The organism is Cellulomonas flavigena DSM 20109, assembly GCF_000092865.1.
GTDB lineage: Bacteria > Actinomycetota > Actinomycetes > Actinomycetales > Cellulomonadaceae > Cellulomonas > Cellulomonas flavigena.
Window position 1 is genome coordinate 197,811 of the sequence record NC_014151.1, and the last position, 15,401, is coordinate 213,211.

The following is a 15,401-nucleotide window of genomic DNA, read 5'->3' on the forward strand; positions in this document are numbered from 1 at the left end:
ACCGACCGCGGCACGCCGTGGGTGCGCAGGGCGGTCCCGACGCGCCGCCGTCGGTGGCACGTCGCGGCACGTCGGCGCGGCGTGCGTCAGACTTCCGGGATGACCGACCTGCTCTCGTCGCCGCGCCCCGTGGGCGACGGGACGGTCGTGCACCGCCCGGACTGGACGTGGCTGCCGCCCGGCACGGCCCCCACGGAGGCCGACCTCGCGCGCGCCGCCCGCCAGGCCGAGCAGCTCCTCGCCGCGCACGGGGTCACCTACGGTGCCGAGGCGGTGGACGGCGACCACCCCTGGCGCCTGGACCCCGAGCCCGTCGTCGTCGACGAGCCCGAGTGGACGCGCCTCGAGGCCGCGCTCACGCAGCGTGCGGAGCTGCTCGACGCGGTCCTGCACGACCTGTACGGCCCGCGTCGCCTGCTCGACGACCGCATCCTGCCGCCGACGACCGTGCTCGCCCACCCCGGGTTCCTGCGCGCCGTCGACGGGCTGCGGCTGCCCGGGGGGCGCGAGCTGGTCCTGTCCGCCACCGACCTCGTGCGCGACCGCGCCGGGGAGTGGTGCGTCGTCGCCGACCGCACCCAGGCGCCGTCGGGCGCCGGGTACGCGATGGAGGACCGGCGCATCACCGCGCAGGTGCTCGCGCCCGTCTACCGGCAGGCGCCCATCGCGCGGCTCGGGCCGTTCTTCCACGCGCTGCGCAAGGCCCTGCGCGAGGTCGCGCCGCCCACCGCGGGCGACGAGCCGCGTGCGGTCCTGCTCTCCCCCGGCCCCGCGAGCGAGACGGCGTTCGACCAGGCGTACCTCGCCTCGATGCTCGGTCTCCCGCTCGTCGAGGGCAGCGACCTCGTGGTGCGGGCGGGCCGCGTGTACCTGCAGGGCATCGACGGGCTCGAGCACGTCGACGTCGTGCTGCGGCGCGTCGACGGCGACTGGTGCGACCCGCTCGACCTGCGCGCCGGCTCCCGCCTCGGCGTGCCCGGGCTCGTGCACGCCGTGCGGCAGGGCACCGTGAGCGTCGTCAACCCGCTCGGCACGTCCGTGCTGGACAACCCCGCGCTGCTCGCGTACCTGCCGCGGCTCGCGCGCGCCGTGCTCGACCAGGACCTCACGCTGGCGTCCGCGCCCACGTGGTGGTGCGGCGAGGAGCGCGCGCTGCGGCACGTGCTCGGGCGCCTCGACCGGCTCGTGCTCAAGCCGGTCGTGCACGGTGCGGAGAGCACGACCGTGGTCGGCGAGCGGCTGAGCGCGGCCGAGCGCGAGGACCTCGCGGCGCGCATCACCGCCGAGCCGTGGCGGTGGGTCGGCCAGGAGCGCGTCGGACCGGAGGAGCCCGGGTCCCGCGCCGCGGTCCTGCGGACCTTCGCGGTCGCGCACGCCGGGTCGTACACCGTGATGTCCGGGGGGCTTGCGCGCGTCGCCGACGACCCCGTGGTCACGTCGTCCGCCCCGGGCGCGGTGGCCAAGGACGTCTGGGTGCTCACCTCCCGGCCCGCCGCGACGGGCGCGGTGCTGCGGGAGGACGACGCCGCGGCCGGTGGCCGCACGCTCGCCTACGGCATCTCGCCGCGCGCCGCCGAGAACCTCTACTGGATGGGCCGCTACGCCGAGCGCGCCGAGGACGGTGTGCGCGTGCTGCGGGCCGTCGCCGACCGGTGGGACGACTACCACCGCACGCCCGGCACGGCGGGCGGCCAGGCCCTGGCGGTGCTCCTGCAGGCGCTCACCCCCGCGGCCCTGCCCGACGGCGGCGAGGCCGCGGTCCCCGCGCCCGAGCACGTCGGACCGCGCGTGCCGGCGCTGCGCGACCTGCTGCTCGACCGCCGCACCCCCGGCTCCGTCGCACGTGCCGTGCACCGGCTGCGCACCTCGGCCGCGACCGTGCGCGACCAGCTCTCCACCGACACGTTCGGCCCGATCGCGCGCATCGAGAGCACGCTGCGCGACGAGCGCGCGCGGCTGCGGGCGCGCCGGCAGCCCGACGCCGGTCTCGCGGCGCCCGCGTCCGTCACCGCGGGTCTGCGCCCCACGCTCGACGGCGTCCTGGAGAGCCTGCTCGCGATCTCCGGCATCGCCGCCGAGGGCCTCACACGGGACGTCGGGTGGCACCTGCTCGACGCGGGCCGCCGCATCGAGCGCGCGCAGCGGCTCGTGGCCATGCTCCGGGCGACCCTCGTCGAGCACCGGCCCGCCGAGGTCGAGGACCTGCTGCTCGAGTCCGTGCTGCTGGCCACCGAGTCCGCGATCACCTACCGCCGTCGGCACCAGTCGCGCACCGACGTCGCGCGCGTCCTCGACCTCCTCGTCCACGACCGCACCAACCCGCGCTCGCTGGCGTTCGCGCTCGACCGGCTGCTCGCGGACCTCGAGGCGGTGCCCGCGCCGCGGTCCGCCACGCAGCGCGACCACCTGCTGCACGGCGTCGCCGGGCTCGTCGCCGAGCTCGACACCGTCGTCGTCGGCAACGAGGTGTCCGACGACGGGCGGCGCGTACGGCTCGCCGACGCGCTGGACTCGATGCTGTGGCGGCTGCGCGAGGCGTCCGACGAGATCGAGCGCGTGCACTTCGTGCGGCCCGCGCCGAGCCGGGCGCTCGACGACGTGTGGGGCGCGGGCACGGACGACCGGACCGGGGAGGAGGAGCGGTGAGCGCACGCAGCTACGACCTGGTGCACCGCACCACCTACGAGTACGCCCAGCCCGTCACCGACTCCTACGGGCGCACCACGATGACGCCGCGCGACCTGCCCGACCAGCGCGTCGTGGCCACGTCCCTGACGATCGACCCCGAGCCTGCCGACACGGGCCGGCACGTCGACTGGTTCGGCAACACGACCACGTACTTCGGCGTGACGCGCGCCCACACGCGGCTCGTCGTGACGTCCCGCTCGACGCTCGAGGTCAGCCGCGTCGCCCCGCCGCGCGACGCGCTGCCGGACGTCGGCTGGCGGGCCGTCGCACGCAGCGTGACGACCGCGGACCTGGGCGTGCTGCGCACCGACGCCGCGGGTGTCGTCGAGCTGCGTGAGGCCGTGCTGCCGTCCGCGCACGTGCGGTTCGTCGACGAGGTCCGCGACTGGGCGGCTCCGTCGTTCACCGAGGAGCGCCCGCTGGCCGACGTCGTCGTGGACCTGGTGCACCGCATCCGCACCGAGCTGACGTACCGCTCGGGGTCGACGACGGTCCACACCACCCAGGCGCAGCTGCTCGCGCAGGGTGCCGGCGTGTGCCAGGACTTCGCGCACCTCATGATCGCGGCGCTGCGCGTGCACGGCGTGCCGGCCAGGTACGCGTCGGGGTACATCGAGACGCGGCCGCGTCCCGGCCGCCCCAAGCTGCGCGGCGCCGACGCGTCGCACGCGTGGGTGTCGGTGTGGCTGCCCGGCCACGGCTGGCTCGACGCCGACCCGACCAACGACCAGCTCGTCGACGACCGGTACGTCGTGCTCGGCTGGGGCCGGGACTACCACGACGTCCCGCCGCTGCGCGGGGTCATCTTCACCGAGGGGGGTGGTGCGACGCCGCGCGTCGAGGTGGACCTGGTGCCGTCGGGCTCGGAGCCGTTCGTCTAGTCCCCGGCGTCAGCGGGGCCGCGCGCGCTCCTCGACCTCCGCGTGCGGCACCAGGAACCCGCCGGCGTCGACGACCGTCCCGCCGACCGCGCGCCACAGCGCCGCGACGACGCGCGCGATGCCCGGTGCCACGCGCTGCCGCGCGATGACGTGCAGCTGCGACGGGTGCGGCACCTCGAGCTCCATCGGGTCCGGCGGCCGCCACGTCACCCGGTAGGACCACGGGCCGTGCTCGCGCCAGTCGAGCGTCGAGAGCACCGCCGGCACCTCGCGCGAGCGCCCGCACCGGACCTCGACCGCACCGTCGTACTCGTACGACGCGGTCACGATGAAGCCGATCGCGCCGCCGGGCGGGGCGTCGAGGGTCAGCCGGCTGCCGGACAGCGAGGGCCGCACGAGCGGCAGCGCGTCGTCGGGGCTCAGCGGCACGGCGGACCACAGCGTGAGGTCGACGGCCGCTGCCGGGTCGGGGACGACGGCGCGGTCGCGTGCCGCGGGCAGGATGCCGCCGCCCGCGCGCCGGGCCACGGCGGTCGCCCAGCCGGCGACCAGGTCGGGGCCGACGGTGGCGCCCGCGACGGGCCCGGTGGGCAGGCCGTACAGGTCGCTGGGCCGCGCGGGCAGGCCGAGCGCCCTGGCCTCCGCGGCCTCCACGGGGTGCGGGCCGACGACCTCCGCAACGCCGTCGAGGCTCAGGACCCCCGCGGGGTCCGGCGCCGCGAGCGCGATGCCACGGAAGCGGGCGCCGGTCGGCCGCGCCGCGGTCGCGGCCTGGGCCGCCGTGGCGGGCTCACGGGACCAGGCGGCGGCCGGGAACCACGCGCGGGCGTACTCCAGGACGGGGGTGCCGCGGGGGACGGCGAGCACGTGGCTGCCGTCCAGGGCGACGGGTGCCGCGGGCGAGCCGGTCATGGGCCGGAACGTACACACCGATTGCTGCCGCCATGTTTCACGACGGCCCCGCGACGAGATCCGAAGCGGTTCAGGCTCGCACGTCGTGCAGGTGGTGGACGACGTCGTGCAGGAAGTACTGGCCGAGGGTCCGCACGGTGAACAGCGACCCGTTGCTGCGCCGGCCGGTGCGCTCCCACTGGTCGGCCGCGACCGCGTCGAACCGGTCGGCGGTCACCGCCGCGGCGGCCGCGAGCTCGTCGGCGACCACCACGGGATCCTGCAGGTCGTACCGGTCGGTGACGGCGGTGGCGTCCTGGTCCCAGTTGGCGAACAGCGGGTCGTCCTGGTCGGTCATGAGGCGCACGCGCTCGTCGAACACCCGCATGACGTCGCGCACGTGCGCGCCGTACTCCAGGGGCGACCACACGCCGGGGGCGGGGCGCTCGCGCGCGTCGTCGCGGTGCAGCGCCGCCACCCAGCGGGGCACCAGGTCGCGCACCGTGCCGCCGATGCCCGGCGGGTCGACGTCGGAGGCGGCGAAGCCGCACTCCGGGCAGCGCTGCTGGACCACCCACGTCCAGTCCTTGGCGTCCGGCTCGATGGCCGGGGGCGGCGCGGGCACGGGCTCGGGATGGCGGTCGGTGTCCACGCGGCCACCGTAGCGGCGGGCACGCCGACGCAGAACCCCGCGTGCCTTGGGGGGCCGCACCTCAGGCGCCGGGTGATGGTCGGGCGGCGCGCCCCCTCCCGCGCGCCGCCCGACCGGGCACCTGGGCGACGGACTCCCACGAGAGGCGTCGCCGTCGATGCCATCGGCACAGACGGTAGCCCGCGGACCGTTGCACGACCGTTGCACGACGAGATCCGTGACGCGGGCAGCGGGTGAAGGTCGGTGCGGGGCGGCGACGCCGGTCAGCGCGCGCGTCGGGGACGTGGCGGTGGTGGGTCCGTAAGCGCTTCGACCTGCGCCGTGCGCGAACGCCACGCCCGGGCCACGACGAAATCCGTCGCTGCGCCCGGGCGTCGGGCACCGTGCCCTGGGGGGCACCCAGGGGTGGGTGTGCCCGTGCGCTCGTCAGCGCAGCGCGCGGTCGAGCTGAGCGAGCCGCGTGTGCGCGCGCAGGTGGGCGGCGGACCCGATGGGCGCGACGCGCGCGAGGGTCTGCCACGCCTGCCAGTCGTCGGCGCCCTGCTCGCTGGCCGTCCAGCGGCCGACGAGCTCCGGGTCGCCCGACGCGAGCGTCGCCGCACGGACCTCGTCGCGCACGGTCGCGCGCAGCCGCGCGACGCCCGGTGCCGCCGAGCGCGGCAGCACGGACCCGCCGTACGCGCTGAGCGCGCCGGCGACGTCCCCCACCGCCAGGGAGGTCCGCACGGTGTCGACGTCGGTCTCGAGGGGTGCGGTGAGCCGGTACGGCCGTGACTCCGACAGCAGCGGGCCGACGAGACGGCGCAGTCGGGAGATCTCGGCGCGCACGGTGACCTCGGACAGCTCGGACTCGGAGAGCAGCACGGCGAGCTCGTCGCCGCGCAGGCCCGCGGGGTGCTCGGCCAGCAGCAGCAGGATCTCGGCGTGCCGGCAGGTCAGGCGCCGCCGGCCGGAGGGCAGGTGCAGCGTGCCGCCGTGTGCGCCGAGCACGCTCAGCCGCGCGCCGGGCGCGGTCGCGGCGGACGTCGCGAGGCTCGCCTCGATCGCGGCGACGGTCGCCCGCACCAGCGCCAGGGCCATCCACGACGCGGCATCGTCCCGGCCCGTCACGTCCAGGACTCCCAGCAGGCGGCCGTGGGGGTCGTGCACGGGCACGGCCGCGCAGTTCCACGGGTGGACGACGCGCGCCCAGTGCTCGGTGCCGACGACCTGCAGCGCGCGCCGGGTGGCCAGTGCCGTGCCGAGCGCGTTGGTGCCGACGGCGTCCTCCCGCCACGCGGCGCCCTCGACGAAGCCGACGTCGTCGAGCGGGCGGCGCAGCGCGTGGTCGCCGTCGACCCACAGCAGCCGCCCGGCCTCGTCGCTCAGCGCGGTGACCCACCCGGCCTCGGGGTCGACGAGCAGCCGCTGGACGATCGGCACGGCGCCGGACAGCGGGTGCGAGCTGCGCAGCTCGGCGAGGGCGGGGCCGTTGATGTCGACCGGGGGTGTCGGGAGCTCGGGGTCGACGCCCACCCGGCGGCTGCGGCGCCAGGAGTCGGCCACGATCGGTCGGACGAGCCGGCCGGGGTCGTCGCCCGTCGTCACGAACCGCTCGTGGGCGGCGCGCACGAGGGCGGTGGGGCGGGTCACCGCGTCGTCGGCCTGCCAGTCACCGGGGCGCGTCGCGGGGATCGGGGCGGGCACGCCGCCGGCCGGCGCCGAGCCCGTGAAGGGCCCGTCCTGCGCGGGGTGGGCGTGTCGGCTCATGAGCGTGCGGGATGCCTTCGTGCGGGGTCGTTTCACGTGACGCGACGCATTGTAGGCGAAAGCGACGAACCGCCGTGAGGAATGTCACATTTCTCACCAGCCCCTCAGATGCCGGTCGCGATTTTCCTGACGCGCCGTGCGAAGATGTCAGCATGCCGAAGATCATCGGGGCGTCGCTCCACGAGCACCGCGAGCAGACGCGCCGTCGTCTGTTCGGCGCCCTGTCGACGCTCATGAGCGAGCGCGGCTTCGACGCCATCACCCTCGCCGACATCGCCGCCGCCGCGGGCGTCGGCCGGACCGCGGTGTACAACCACTTCCCGGACAAGGAGTCGCTGCTCCTGGGCTTCATCACCCACGAGACCGAGCAGTACGCCGCAGGGCTCCAGGCGTCGCTCGACGACATCGACGACCCCGTCGAGCAGCTGCGCGCCTACGTCCGCGCGCAGGCGTCGCTCACCCGGGTCTACCACGTCGCCCCCGGCCCCGAGCTGCGCTCGGTGCTCTCGCGCGGCGCGCAGCAGCGGGTCCGCGAGCACGTCGGCGTCGTCGAGCAGATCCTGCGGCGCATCCTCGCCGCCGGTATCGCCTCCGGAGAGCTCCCCGAGCAGGACCTCGCCACCACGGTGCCGCTGGTCAACGCGTGCCTCACCGGGCGCAACCTGCCCGACGGTGCCGACGAGCGCGAGCAGGCGATCGCCCAGACCGAGGCGTTCGTGCTGCGCGCGGTCGGGGCCCGCGTGCCGGTGACGGCCTGAGCGCGCGGCGCGGCGGACGCCCCGGCGTGCCGCGCGGCGAGGACCGCCGCGGGTCGACGGGCGGCGGCCGCGGCGCGAGCAGCAGCGGACGCGGTGAGCGCGGTGCGACGGACGGCCGCCCCGCAGGCGGCCGCGCCGGCGCGACGAGCGGTCACCGGTCCGGGTCGACGGGCACGGGCCGCCCGGTCGCGACCCCCGGGGGGCGCCGTGACCGCCACGGCCGGGCCGGCACGTCGCGCGAGCGCGGGCCGGCGCCCGCGTCGACGCGCGTCGAGCTGACGTACCTGCCCGGGCTGCGCGACGTCCTGGCCGCCGAGGTCGCCGAGGTGCTGCCTGCGGCGCGCGGCGTGCGCGACGTGCCGGGTCGCGATGACGCCGTCGTCCTGACGCTGGCCGGGGCGCTCGCGGACGTCGCACGGCTGCGCACCGCCGTGGCCGCGTGGGTCCTGGTCCACCTCGACGTGCCGCGGCCGAAGTCCTTCGCGAGCCCGGAGCACCTGCGTCGTGTGGTCGACGCGGTGTACGCGTCGCTCCGCGTCGCGGGCTCGTCGACGTTCCGGTTCGAGGCGGCGGGGGCCGACTCGGCCGTGTTCGCACGCCTCGCCGGGCTCCTGCACGACGCGACCGGCCTGATCCACGACCCCGCCGCGGGCGACCTCGTCGTGCGCGTGCGTCGCGGGGCGCGGCCCCCCGCCGGGGCCGGCCGTGCGGCCGAGGACCGTGACCCGGGCTGGGACGTGCTCGTGCGCGTCGGGCCGCGCCCGCTGTCCGCGCGGACGTGGCGCGTCGCGGACTTCCCGGGCGCGGCCAACGCCACGATCGCCGCGGCCGTCGCCCGGCTGGCGGGCGTGCGCGCCGAGGACCGCGTGCTCAACCTCATGGCGGGTTCCGGCACGCTCCTCGTCGAGCGGCTGCTCGCGGGCCCGGCGGCGGCGGCCGTCGCGGTCGATCTCGACGTCGCCGCGCACGACGCCGCGCGTCTGAACCTCGAGGCCGCCGGCCTGCTGACGCGCCGGCCGCGCCCCGCGCTGCTGACGTGCGACGCGACCGACCCCGTCGCGCTGCAGGCGGCCGTCACCGAGCCGCTCGGCGGCACCGCGGACGTGGTGCTCGCCGACCCGCCGTGGGGCACGCTGCACGGCTCGCACGCGGACGCCCCGCGGCTGCACGCCGGGTTGCTGCGGGCCGCCCACGCGGTGAGCGCGCCGGGTGCGCGGCTCGTCGTGCTCACGCACGAGGTCAAGGTGATGGAGCGCGTGGTGCGTGACACCGCGGACCTGTGGGTGCCGCGCTCGGTGACGCGTGTCTACGCCAAGGGGCACCACCCGCGGATCCACGTCCTCGACCGCCGCTGACGCCCGGGAGCGGGCGCGTCGACGTGCTGGTCGCGGCTCCGACCCGGGACGGTCGTCCCGGGTGAAACGGTTCGCACACTCGCGTGGCGCGCGTCGAGGCTCCACGGTGGTCGGGCCCTCGGGTGCCTTGTCGTCCCGGGATCGGATCGTTCCGATCCCGCCGGACTCGCGCGGACCAGGCGCCGAACGTCACCGACACCAGGAGACATGCATGTTCATCCCCACCCGGAGCCGGTTCGGCCGACTCGCTCGGCTCGCCCTCGCCGTCCCCCTCGCCCTCGCGGCCACCGGCATCGTCGCCACGTCCGCCTCCGCCCACGGCTCCGTCACCGACCCGCCGTCGCGCAACTACGGCTGCTGGGAGCGCGAGGGCGGCACGCACATGGACCCCGCCATGGCGCAGCGCGACCCCATGTGCTGGCAGGCCTTCCAGGCCAACCCCAACACCATGTGGAACTGGAACGGCAACTTCCGTGAGGGCGTCGGCGGCCGCCACGAGCAGGTCATCCCCGACGACCAGCTCTGCTCGGCCGGCAAGACGCAGAACGGCCTGTACGCGTCGCTCGACACCCCCGGCCCGTGGATCATGAAGACGGTCCCGCACAACTTCACGCTCACGCTGACGGACGGCGCCATGCACGGTGCCGACTACATGCGCATCTACGTGTCGAAGGCGGGTTACGACCCGACGACCGACCCGCTGGGCTGGGACGACATCGAGCTGATCAAGGAGACGGGCCGCTACGGCACGACCGGTCTCTACCAGGCGGACGTCTCCATCCCGTCCAACCGCACGGGCCGCGCGGTGCTGTTCACGATCTGGCAGGCCTCGCACCTCGACCAGCCGTACTACATCTGCTCGGACATCAACATCAACGGGACCGCGCCGACGCAGCAGCCGACGCAGCAGCCGACGCAGCAGCCCACCCAGCAGCCGACGCAGCAGCCCACCCAGCAGCCCACCCAGCAGCCGACGCAGCAGCCGACGCAGCAGCCCACGCAGCAGCCCACGCAGAACCCGGGCACCGGTGCCTGCACCGCGACGGTCAAGGCCGCCAGCACGTGGGGCAACGGCTGGCAGGGTGAGGTCACCGTGACGGCCGGCTCCAGCGCGATCAACGGCTGGAAGGTCACCGTCGGTGGCGCGTCGATCACGCAGGCATGGAGCGGCTCCTACAGCGGTGGGACGTTCTCCAACGCCGAGTGGAACGGCAAGCTCGCGGCAGGTGCCTCGACGACGGCCGGCTTCATCGCCTCGGGTACGCCCGGCACGCTGACGGCCACCTGCACCGCGGCCTGACGCACCACTGACCCGCCGGCGCACGTGCCGGCGGTGCACCACCGCGGGGGCACGACCCGCGGCAGCACGGCCCCGACGGCCGGGCGCGACCACCCCTCTGGCCGCGCCCGGCCGTCACCTTCCCCGCCGGGTGCGGGGGATCCGGACCGAGTGCGGGGGGAACGACCCCCGCACCCGGCGCGGAACCCCCGCACCCGACGTCGTCGTGGGGGCCGGGTGTCGGGGAGAATGCGGGGGTGACGTCGACCTCTGCGCCCCGCCTGCCCCGTGTCCGCGCGTCCGAGCTCGTCGGTCGCGGCTGGCTCAACACCGGCGGCAAGGACGTGACCCTCGCGGACCTGCGCGGCAAGGTCGTCGTCCTCGACTTCTGGACGTTCTGCTGCATCAACTGCCTGCACGTCCTCGACGAGCTGCGGGAGATCGAGGAGCGTCACCGCGACGTCCTCGTCATCGTCGGCGTGCACTCGCCCAAGTTCGTCCACGAGGCCGACCCGGTCGCGCTCGCGGCGGCCGTCGAGCGGTACGAGGTGCACCACCCGGTGCTCGACGACCCGGACCTCGTGACGTGGCAGGCGTTCACCGCCCGCGCGTGGCCGACGCTCGTCGTCATCGACCCCGAGGGGTACGTCGTGGCGCAGATGGCCGGCGAGGGGCACGCGCACGCCGTCGAGACGCTGGTGCGCGACCTCGTCGCCGAGCACGAGGCCAAGGGCACGCTGCACCGCGGCGACGGCCCGTACGTCGCGCCGACGCCCCAGCCGACCACCCTGCGGTTCCCCGCCAAGGCCGTCGAGCTGCCGGGGGGCACGTTCCTGGTGGCGGACGCCGGGCACCACACCCTCACCGAGGTCGCGGCCGACGGCGAGACGCTCGTGCGTCGCATCGGGTCCGGCGAGCGCGGGCTGGTGGACGGCGGCCCCGACGACGCGCGGTTCTCCGAGCCCAACGGCCTGGGGCTCGTGCCGGACGAGCTGCGTGGGCGCGTCGGGTACGACGTGCTCGTCGCCGACACGGTCAACCATGCGCTGCGCGGGGTGCGCCTGTCCGACGGGCACGTGACGACCCTCGCCGGCACGGGCGAGCAGTACATGGTCGGGGCCGTCGACAACGTCCGGCCGGCCGACGGGGACACCGCGAACCCCGCCGGGTCCGGCGTCGGCGACCGGTGGGCGGCGCGGCAGGTGAAGCTGTCCTCGCCGTGGGACGTGGCGTGGTCGACCGAGCTCGCGGCGTTCGTCGTCGCGATGGCCGGCAACCACACGCTGTGGGCGTTCGACCCCGTCGGTGGGACGGTCACGCACCTCGCCGGGACGATGAACGAGGGTCTCGTCGACGGGACGCCGCAGGAGGCGTGGTTCGCGCAGCCCTCCGGGCTGTCGGTCGACGCCGCCGGACGGCTGTGGCTGGCCGACGCCGAGACGTCAGCGCTGCGGTGGGTCGACCCCGCCGACGCGTCCGTGCACTCCGTCGTCGGGACCGGGCTGTTCGACTTCGGCCACCGCGACGGCGCCGCCGACCAGGCGCTGTTCCAGCACCCCCTGGGTGTCGCCGCGCTGCCTGACGGCTCCGTGCTGGTCGCCGACACCTACAACGGCGCGCTGCGCCGCTGGCAGCCGGGCGAGGGTGACGCACCGGGCACCGTGACCACGCTGGCGACCGACCTGGCCGAGCCGAGCGGGCTCGTGCTGCCGTCCGGTGACACCGACCACGTGCTCGTCGTCGAGTCCGCCGCGCACCGCCTGACGCGCGTGCCGCTGCCCGCGGGTGCGGGCGAGCAGGTCGACGGCGGCGCGCACCGCACGCAGCGGCCCGTCACCGAGATCGGCACCGACGTCGCGCTCGAGGTCGTGTTCCACCCGGCCGCCGGTCAGAAGCTCGACGACCGCTGGGGCCCGTCGACGTCGCTGCAGGTCTCGGCCACGCCGCCGGAGCTGCTGCTCGGCGGCGGCGGGAACGACGTCACGCTCACCCGCACGCTCCGCCTCGACCCGACGGTCGGCGAGGGGGTCCTGCACGTGACGGCGCGCGCGGCGAGCTGCGACGCCGACCCGGCGATCGAGCACCCGGCCTGCCACCTGGCCGCGCAGGACTGGGGTGTGCCGGTGCGGGTCGCGACCGGCGGCGACGCGACCCTCGTCCTGCCGCTGCACGGCTGAGGCTCCGTGCTCGGACGGCGGCAGCCCACGCGACGCGTCCGGGACAGCCCGGTCAGACCGGGGTCACGTCCAGGACGGCGATCGCGACCAGGGCGTTGAGCGCGGTCTGCACCTGACGGCCCGTCGACGCGTTGACCGACACCGCGATCTCGACGACCCACTCGTCGCGCTCGATGCTCAGCGTGCGGGTCTCGGGGGAGTCCGCCGCACTGCCGCCGCGCGCCACCGTGGTGAACGTCTGCGAGCCGGGCATGCGCTCGCGGACCGCCCACGAGTCGCCGCCGAGGGTCTCGGTCGCCGCCGCGGCGAACGCGCACAGCCGCGGCACGACGGCCGGGGCGGCGGCGCCGATCGCGACGGCACTGCTCGACGTCAGCCGCTCGACCGCCTGCACCGGGTCCGCGATGGGCGGGGTCGTGCGGGCACGGGCGCGGGCCCGCCGGCGCTTGGCCTGGTACTGCGCCTGGTCGGCGCGGCGGAACAGGTGGCGCGCCTCGACCGAGCCCATGACGGCGGTCGAGGCGATGCCGTAGGAGATCGCCGCGCCGTGCGGCAGCGGGAACTTGGCCACCGTCGTGGACATCGCGGTCGCGACGGTCTCGCGCGGCTGGTCGACGGTGACGAGGCAGAACTCGTCACCGCCGATGCGCGCGGCCGTCGCGCCGGGGATCGCGTCCGCGGCACGGCGCAGCACGTCCGCGACGGCGCGCAGCAGGTCGTCGCCGGCGTCGTGGCCGAGCTCGTCGTTGACGCGCTTGAGGCCGTCGACGTCGCACATGACGACGCACGTCTCGCGGCCCGACGCGAGCGCCGCCTCGGCCGCCTGGTCGGCGGTGCGGCGGTTGGCCAGGCCCGTGAGCGGGTCGTCGGCGATCATGTGGCGCATCTGCTGCTCGAGGTCGACGCGTGCGATCGCTCCCGCGGCGAGCGCGGCGAGCACCTCGGCGGTCGCGACCTCGTCGACGTGGAACAGCGGTGCGTCGAAGTCGCGGACGACGGTGAGCTGGCCCCAGACCGCGTCGTTGACGACGACCGGCGAGGTCAGCGCGGACGCGGCGCCGACCTCGCGCAGCATCTCGACCTCCACGCGGTCGCCCGCCGACGTGTCGCCGGGGCGCACCGAGCGGCCCTGCGCGTCGAACGCGTGCGCGACCCAGCTCTCGCGGTTGCGCAGCAGCGCGCGCAGCGCGGGACGCTCGTCGGCGCGGTACGTGCTGGACAGGAACTGGTGCCAGCGGGGGTCGTTCTCGGGGGACTCGAGGTGGACGACGCGGCACGTCTCCTGCGTGATGCGGGCGACCGTGCACGCGTCGGCGCCGAGCACGTCCATCGCCGCCTGCGCGGCCGCCTCGACGACCTCGTCGACGTGCCGGCAGGCGTCGAACCGGTGCGCGGCGACGGCGAGTCCGCGCACGCCACCGAGGTCCGCAGCCGAGAGACCACCTCGGTGCGCACCCTTGGCGGTCGAGCCCCTGCGCGTCACGCAGCCCATCATCGGGCCTCCACCCCCGATCCGCCGAGTGCCGATCGTGAGAGGTCGGTGAGATCACTCGTCCGCGTGGCGGGCCCTTGGTCACTTGGCAAGCGATGTCTGCCGTGCTGGAAACGTTTCGGAGGCTTGTCCGGCCTGCGGGGCCTCCGCACTCTGTGCAGCACGCTGCACGAACAGTGCCCGCCCCCAGCGGCGACCCCCGCCGCTCGCGTGAGAGGGAACCCCCGCATGCCCCGACACCGTTCCACCCGCCGCGCCCTGGCGGGTCTCGCCGCCACCGCGGTGGTGACGACCGCCCTGGTCACCGTCCCCACGGTCGCCCAGGCCCACGGCGGTCTGACGAACCCGCCGACGCGCACCTACGCGTGCTACCAGGACGGCCTGGCCGGCGGTGCCGCCGCCGGTGAGGCCGGCAACATCCGCCCGCGCAACGCCGCCTGCGTCAACGCGTTCGACAACGAGGGCAACTACTCGTTCTACAACTGGTACGGCAACCTGCTCGGCACCATCGCCGGGCGCCACGAGACCATCGCCGACGGCAAGGTCTGCGGGCCCGACGCGCGCTTCGCCTCGTACAACACGCCGTCGTCCGCGTGGCCGACGACCAAGGTCACGCCCGGCCAGACGATGACGTTCCAGTACGCCGCCGTCGCGCGCCACCCCGGCTGGTTCACGACGTGGATCACGAAGGACGGCTGGAACCAGAACGAGCCGATCGGCTGGGACGACCTCGAGCCCGCGCCGTTCGACCGCGTCCTCGACCCGCCGCTGCGCGAGGGCGGCCCTGCGGGCCCGGAGTACTGGTGGAACGTGAAGCTGCCGTCGAACAAGAGCGGCAAGCACGTCCTGTTCAACATCTGGGAGCGCACGGACAGCCCTGAGTCGTTCTACAACTGCGTCGACGTGGACTTCGGTGGTGGCGGCACCGTGACGCCGTCGCCGACGCCGTCGGTCACCCCGACGCGGACGCCCACCCCGTCGCCGACGCCGTCCGTCACCCCGTCGCCGACGCCGTCGGTCACCCCGACCCCGACCCCGACCCCGACCCCGACGCCGTCGCCGACGCCCACGCTGACCGTCACGCCGACCCCGACGCCCACCAGCGTCCCCGGCGACTCGGTCTGCGAGCTCGAGGTCGACACGTCCAGCGCCTGGCCCGGCGGCTTCCAGGGCACCGTCACCGTGTTCAACGCGACGATGGAGCCCGTGAACGGCTGGCAGGTGAGCTGGAAGTTCACCAACGGCGAGACCATCGCGCAGTCGTGGAGCGGCGTGACCTCGCAGTCCGGCTCGACCGTGACGGTGAAGAACGCCGACTGGAACTCCACCATCGCGCACCACAACGCCGTGAACTTCGGGTTCATCGGGTCGGGCACGCCGAAGGCGGTCACCGACGCGACCCTCAACGGCAAGCCCTGCATCGTCCGCTGACGCCCGGACACCACCGACGCGCTCGTACCCTCCCGGGTGCGGGCGCGT

General features: G+C 75.6%; 11 protein-coding genes. 7 read left to right on the top strand and 4 right to left on the bottom strand.

The features are described 5' to 3' along the window. The first annotated feature begins 99 nt into the window (after nucleotides 1-99). Together CFLA_RS00835 and CFLA_RS00840 are read left to right on the top strand one after the other, a co-directional pair. On the top strand, nucleotides 100-2,646 hold the full coding sequence (locus tag CFLA_RS00835; RefSeq protein ID WP_013115418.1) for a circularly permuted type 2 ATP-grasp protein: 2,547 nt from the start codon (nucleotides 100-102) through the stop codon (nucleotides 2,644-2,646). Beyond that, nucleotides 2,643-3,569, top strand: coding sequence for a transglutaminase family protein (locus tag CFLA_RS00840; protein WP_013115419.1), 927 nt, complete (start codon nucleotides 2,643-2,645; stop codon nucleotides 3,567-3,569). Before CFLA_RS00835 ends, CFLA_RS00840 begins: the two co-directional genes overlap by 4 nt. A 9-nt stretch (nucleotides 3,570-3,578) precedes the next feature. Here CFLA_RS00840 and CFLA_RS00845 read toward each other — a convergent pair whose 3' ends face one another. From CFLA_RS00845 to CFLA_RS00855, 3 genes are all read right to left on the bottom strand, one after another. Continuing rightward, nucleotides 3,579-4,481, bottom strand: coding sequence for a hypothetical protein (locus CFLA_RS00845; protein WP_013115420.1), 903 nt, complete (start codon nucleotides 4,479-4,481; stop codon nucleotides 3,579-3,581). Between the two features lie 70 nt (nucleotides 4,482-4,551). Beyond that, the gene (locus tag CFLA_RS00850) at nucleotides 4,552-5,112 is read right to left on the bottom strand and encodes a DinB family protein (RefSeq protein ID WP_013115421.1); all 561 of its coding nucleotides are present in this window, start codon (nucleotides 5,110-5,112) and stop codon (nucleotides 4,552-4,554) included. A gap of 426 nt (nucleotides 5,113-5,538) precedes the next feature. Further along, on the bottom strand, nucleotides 5,539-6,861 hold the full coding sequence (locus CFLA_RS00855) for a GAF domain-containing protein (protein WP_013115422.1): 1,323 nt from the start codon (nucleotides 6,859-6,861) through the stop codon (nucleotides 5,539-5,541). A 152-nt stretch (nucleotides 6,862-7,013) separates the two neighbouring features. Between CFLA_RS00855 and CFLA_RS00860 the strand changes: the two genes are divergently transcribed. From CFLA_RS00860 to CFLA_RS00875, 4 genes are all read left to right on the top strand, one after another. Then, the gene (locus CFLA_RS00860) at nucleotides 7,014-7,619 is read left to right on the top strand and encodes a TetR/AcrR family transcriptional regulator (protein WP_013115423.1); all 606 of its coding nucleotides are present in this window, start codon (nucleotides 7,014-7,016) and stop codon (nucleotides 7,617-7,619) included. Between the two features lie 26 nt (nucleotides 7,620-7,645). Next, nucleotides 7,646-8,974, top strand: a complete 1,329-nt coding sequence (locus CFLA_RS00865; protein WP_013115424.1) for a class I SAM-dependent methyltransferase — start codon at nucleotides 7,646-7,648, stop codon at nucleotides 8,972-8,974. A gap of 211 nt (nucleotides 8,975-9,185) precedes the next feature. After that, nucleotides 9,186-10,274 (top strand): lytic polysaccharide monooxygenase, encoded by a 1,089-nt coding sequence (locus CFLA_RS00870; protein WP_013115425.1) that lies wholly within the window; start codon nucleotides 9,186-9,188, stop codon nucleotides 10,272-10,274. A 236-nt stretch (nucleotides 10,275-10,510) separates the two neighbouring features. Beyond that, on the top strand, nucleotides 10,511-12,430 hold the full coding sequence (locus CFLA_RS00875) for an NHL domain-containing thioredoxin family protein (RefSeq protein ID WP_013115426.1): 1,920 nt from the start codon (nucleotides 10,511-10,513) through the stop codon (nucleotides 12,428-12,430). Nucleotides 12,431-12,482: 52 nt separating this feature from the next. On the opposite strand, the gene CFLA_RS00880 is transcribed toward CFLA_RS00875, so the two are convergent. Beyond that, nucleotides 12,483-13,922 carry a GGDEF domain-containing protein gene (locus CFLA_RS00880; RefSeq protein ID WP_148234432.1) on the bottom strand — a complete coding sequence of 480 codons (1,440 nt, stop codon included), beginning with the start codon at nucleotides 13,920-13,922 and terminating at the stop codon, nucleotides 12,483-12,485. A 228-nt stretch (nucleotides 13,923-14,150) separates the two neighbouring features. Between CFLA_RS00880 and CFLA_RS00885 the strand changes: the two genes are divergently transcribed. After that, nucleotides 14,151-15,353, top strand: coding sequence for a lytic polysaccharide monooxygenase (locus CFLA_RS00885; RefSeq protein ID WP_013115428.1), 1,203 nt, complete (start codon nucleotides 14,151-14,153; stop codon nucleotides 15,351-15,353). The last annotated feature ends 48 nt before the right edge of the window (nucleotides 15,354-15,401 follow it).

Coding starts and splice junctions, on each gene's coding strand:
- CFLA_RS00835 (WP_013115418.1), top strand. CDS start 100: ATGACCGACCTGCTCTCGTCGCCGCGCCCCGTGGGCGACGGGACGGTC.
- CFLA_RS00845 (WP_013115420.1), bottom strand. CDS start 4,481: ATGACCGGCTCGCCCGCGGCACCCGTCGCCCTGGACGGCAGCCACGTG.
- CFLA_RS00855 (WP_013115422.1), bottom strand. CDS start 6,861: ATGAGCCGACACGCCCACCCCGCGCAGGACGGGCCCTTCACGGGCTCG.
- CFLA_RS00860 (WP_013115423.1), top strand. CDS start 7,014: ATGCCGAAGATCATCGGGGCGTCGCTCCACGAGCACCGCGAGCAGACG.
- CFLA_RS00870 (WP_013115425.1), top strand. CDS start 9,186: ATGTTCATCCCCACCCGGAGCCGGTTCGGCCGACTCGCTCGGCTCGCC.
- CFLA_RS00880 (WP_148234432.1), bottom strand. CDS start 13,922: ATGGGCTGCGTGACGCGCAGGGGCTCGACCGCCAAGGGTGCGCACCGA.
- CFLA_RS00885 (WP_013115428.1), top strand. CDS start 14,151: ATGCCCCGACACCGTTCCACCCGCCGCGCCCTGGCGGGTCTCGCCGCC.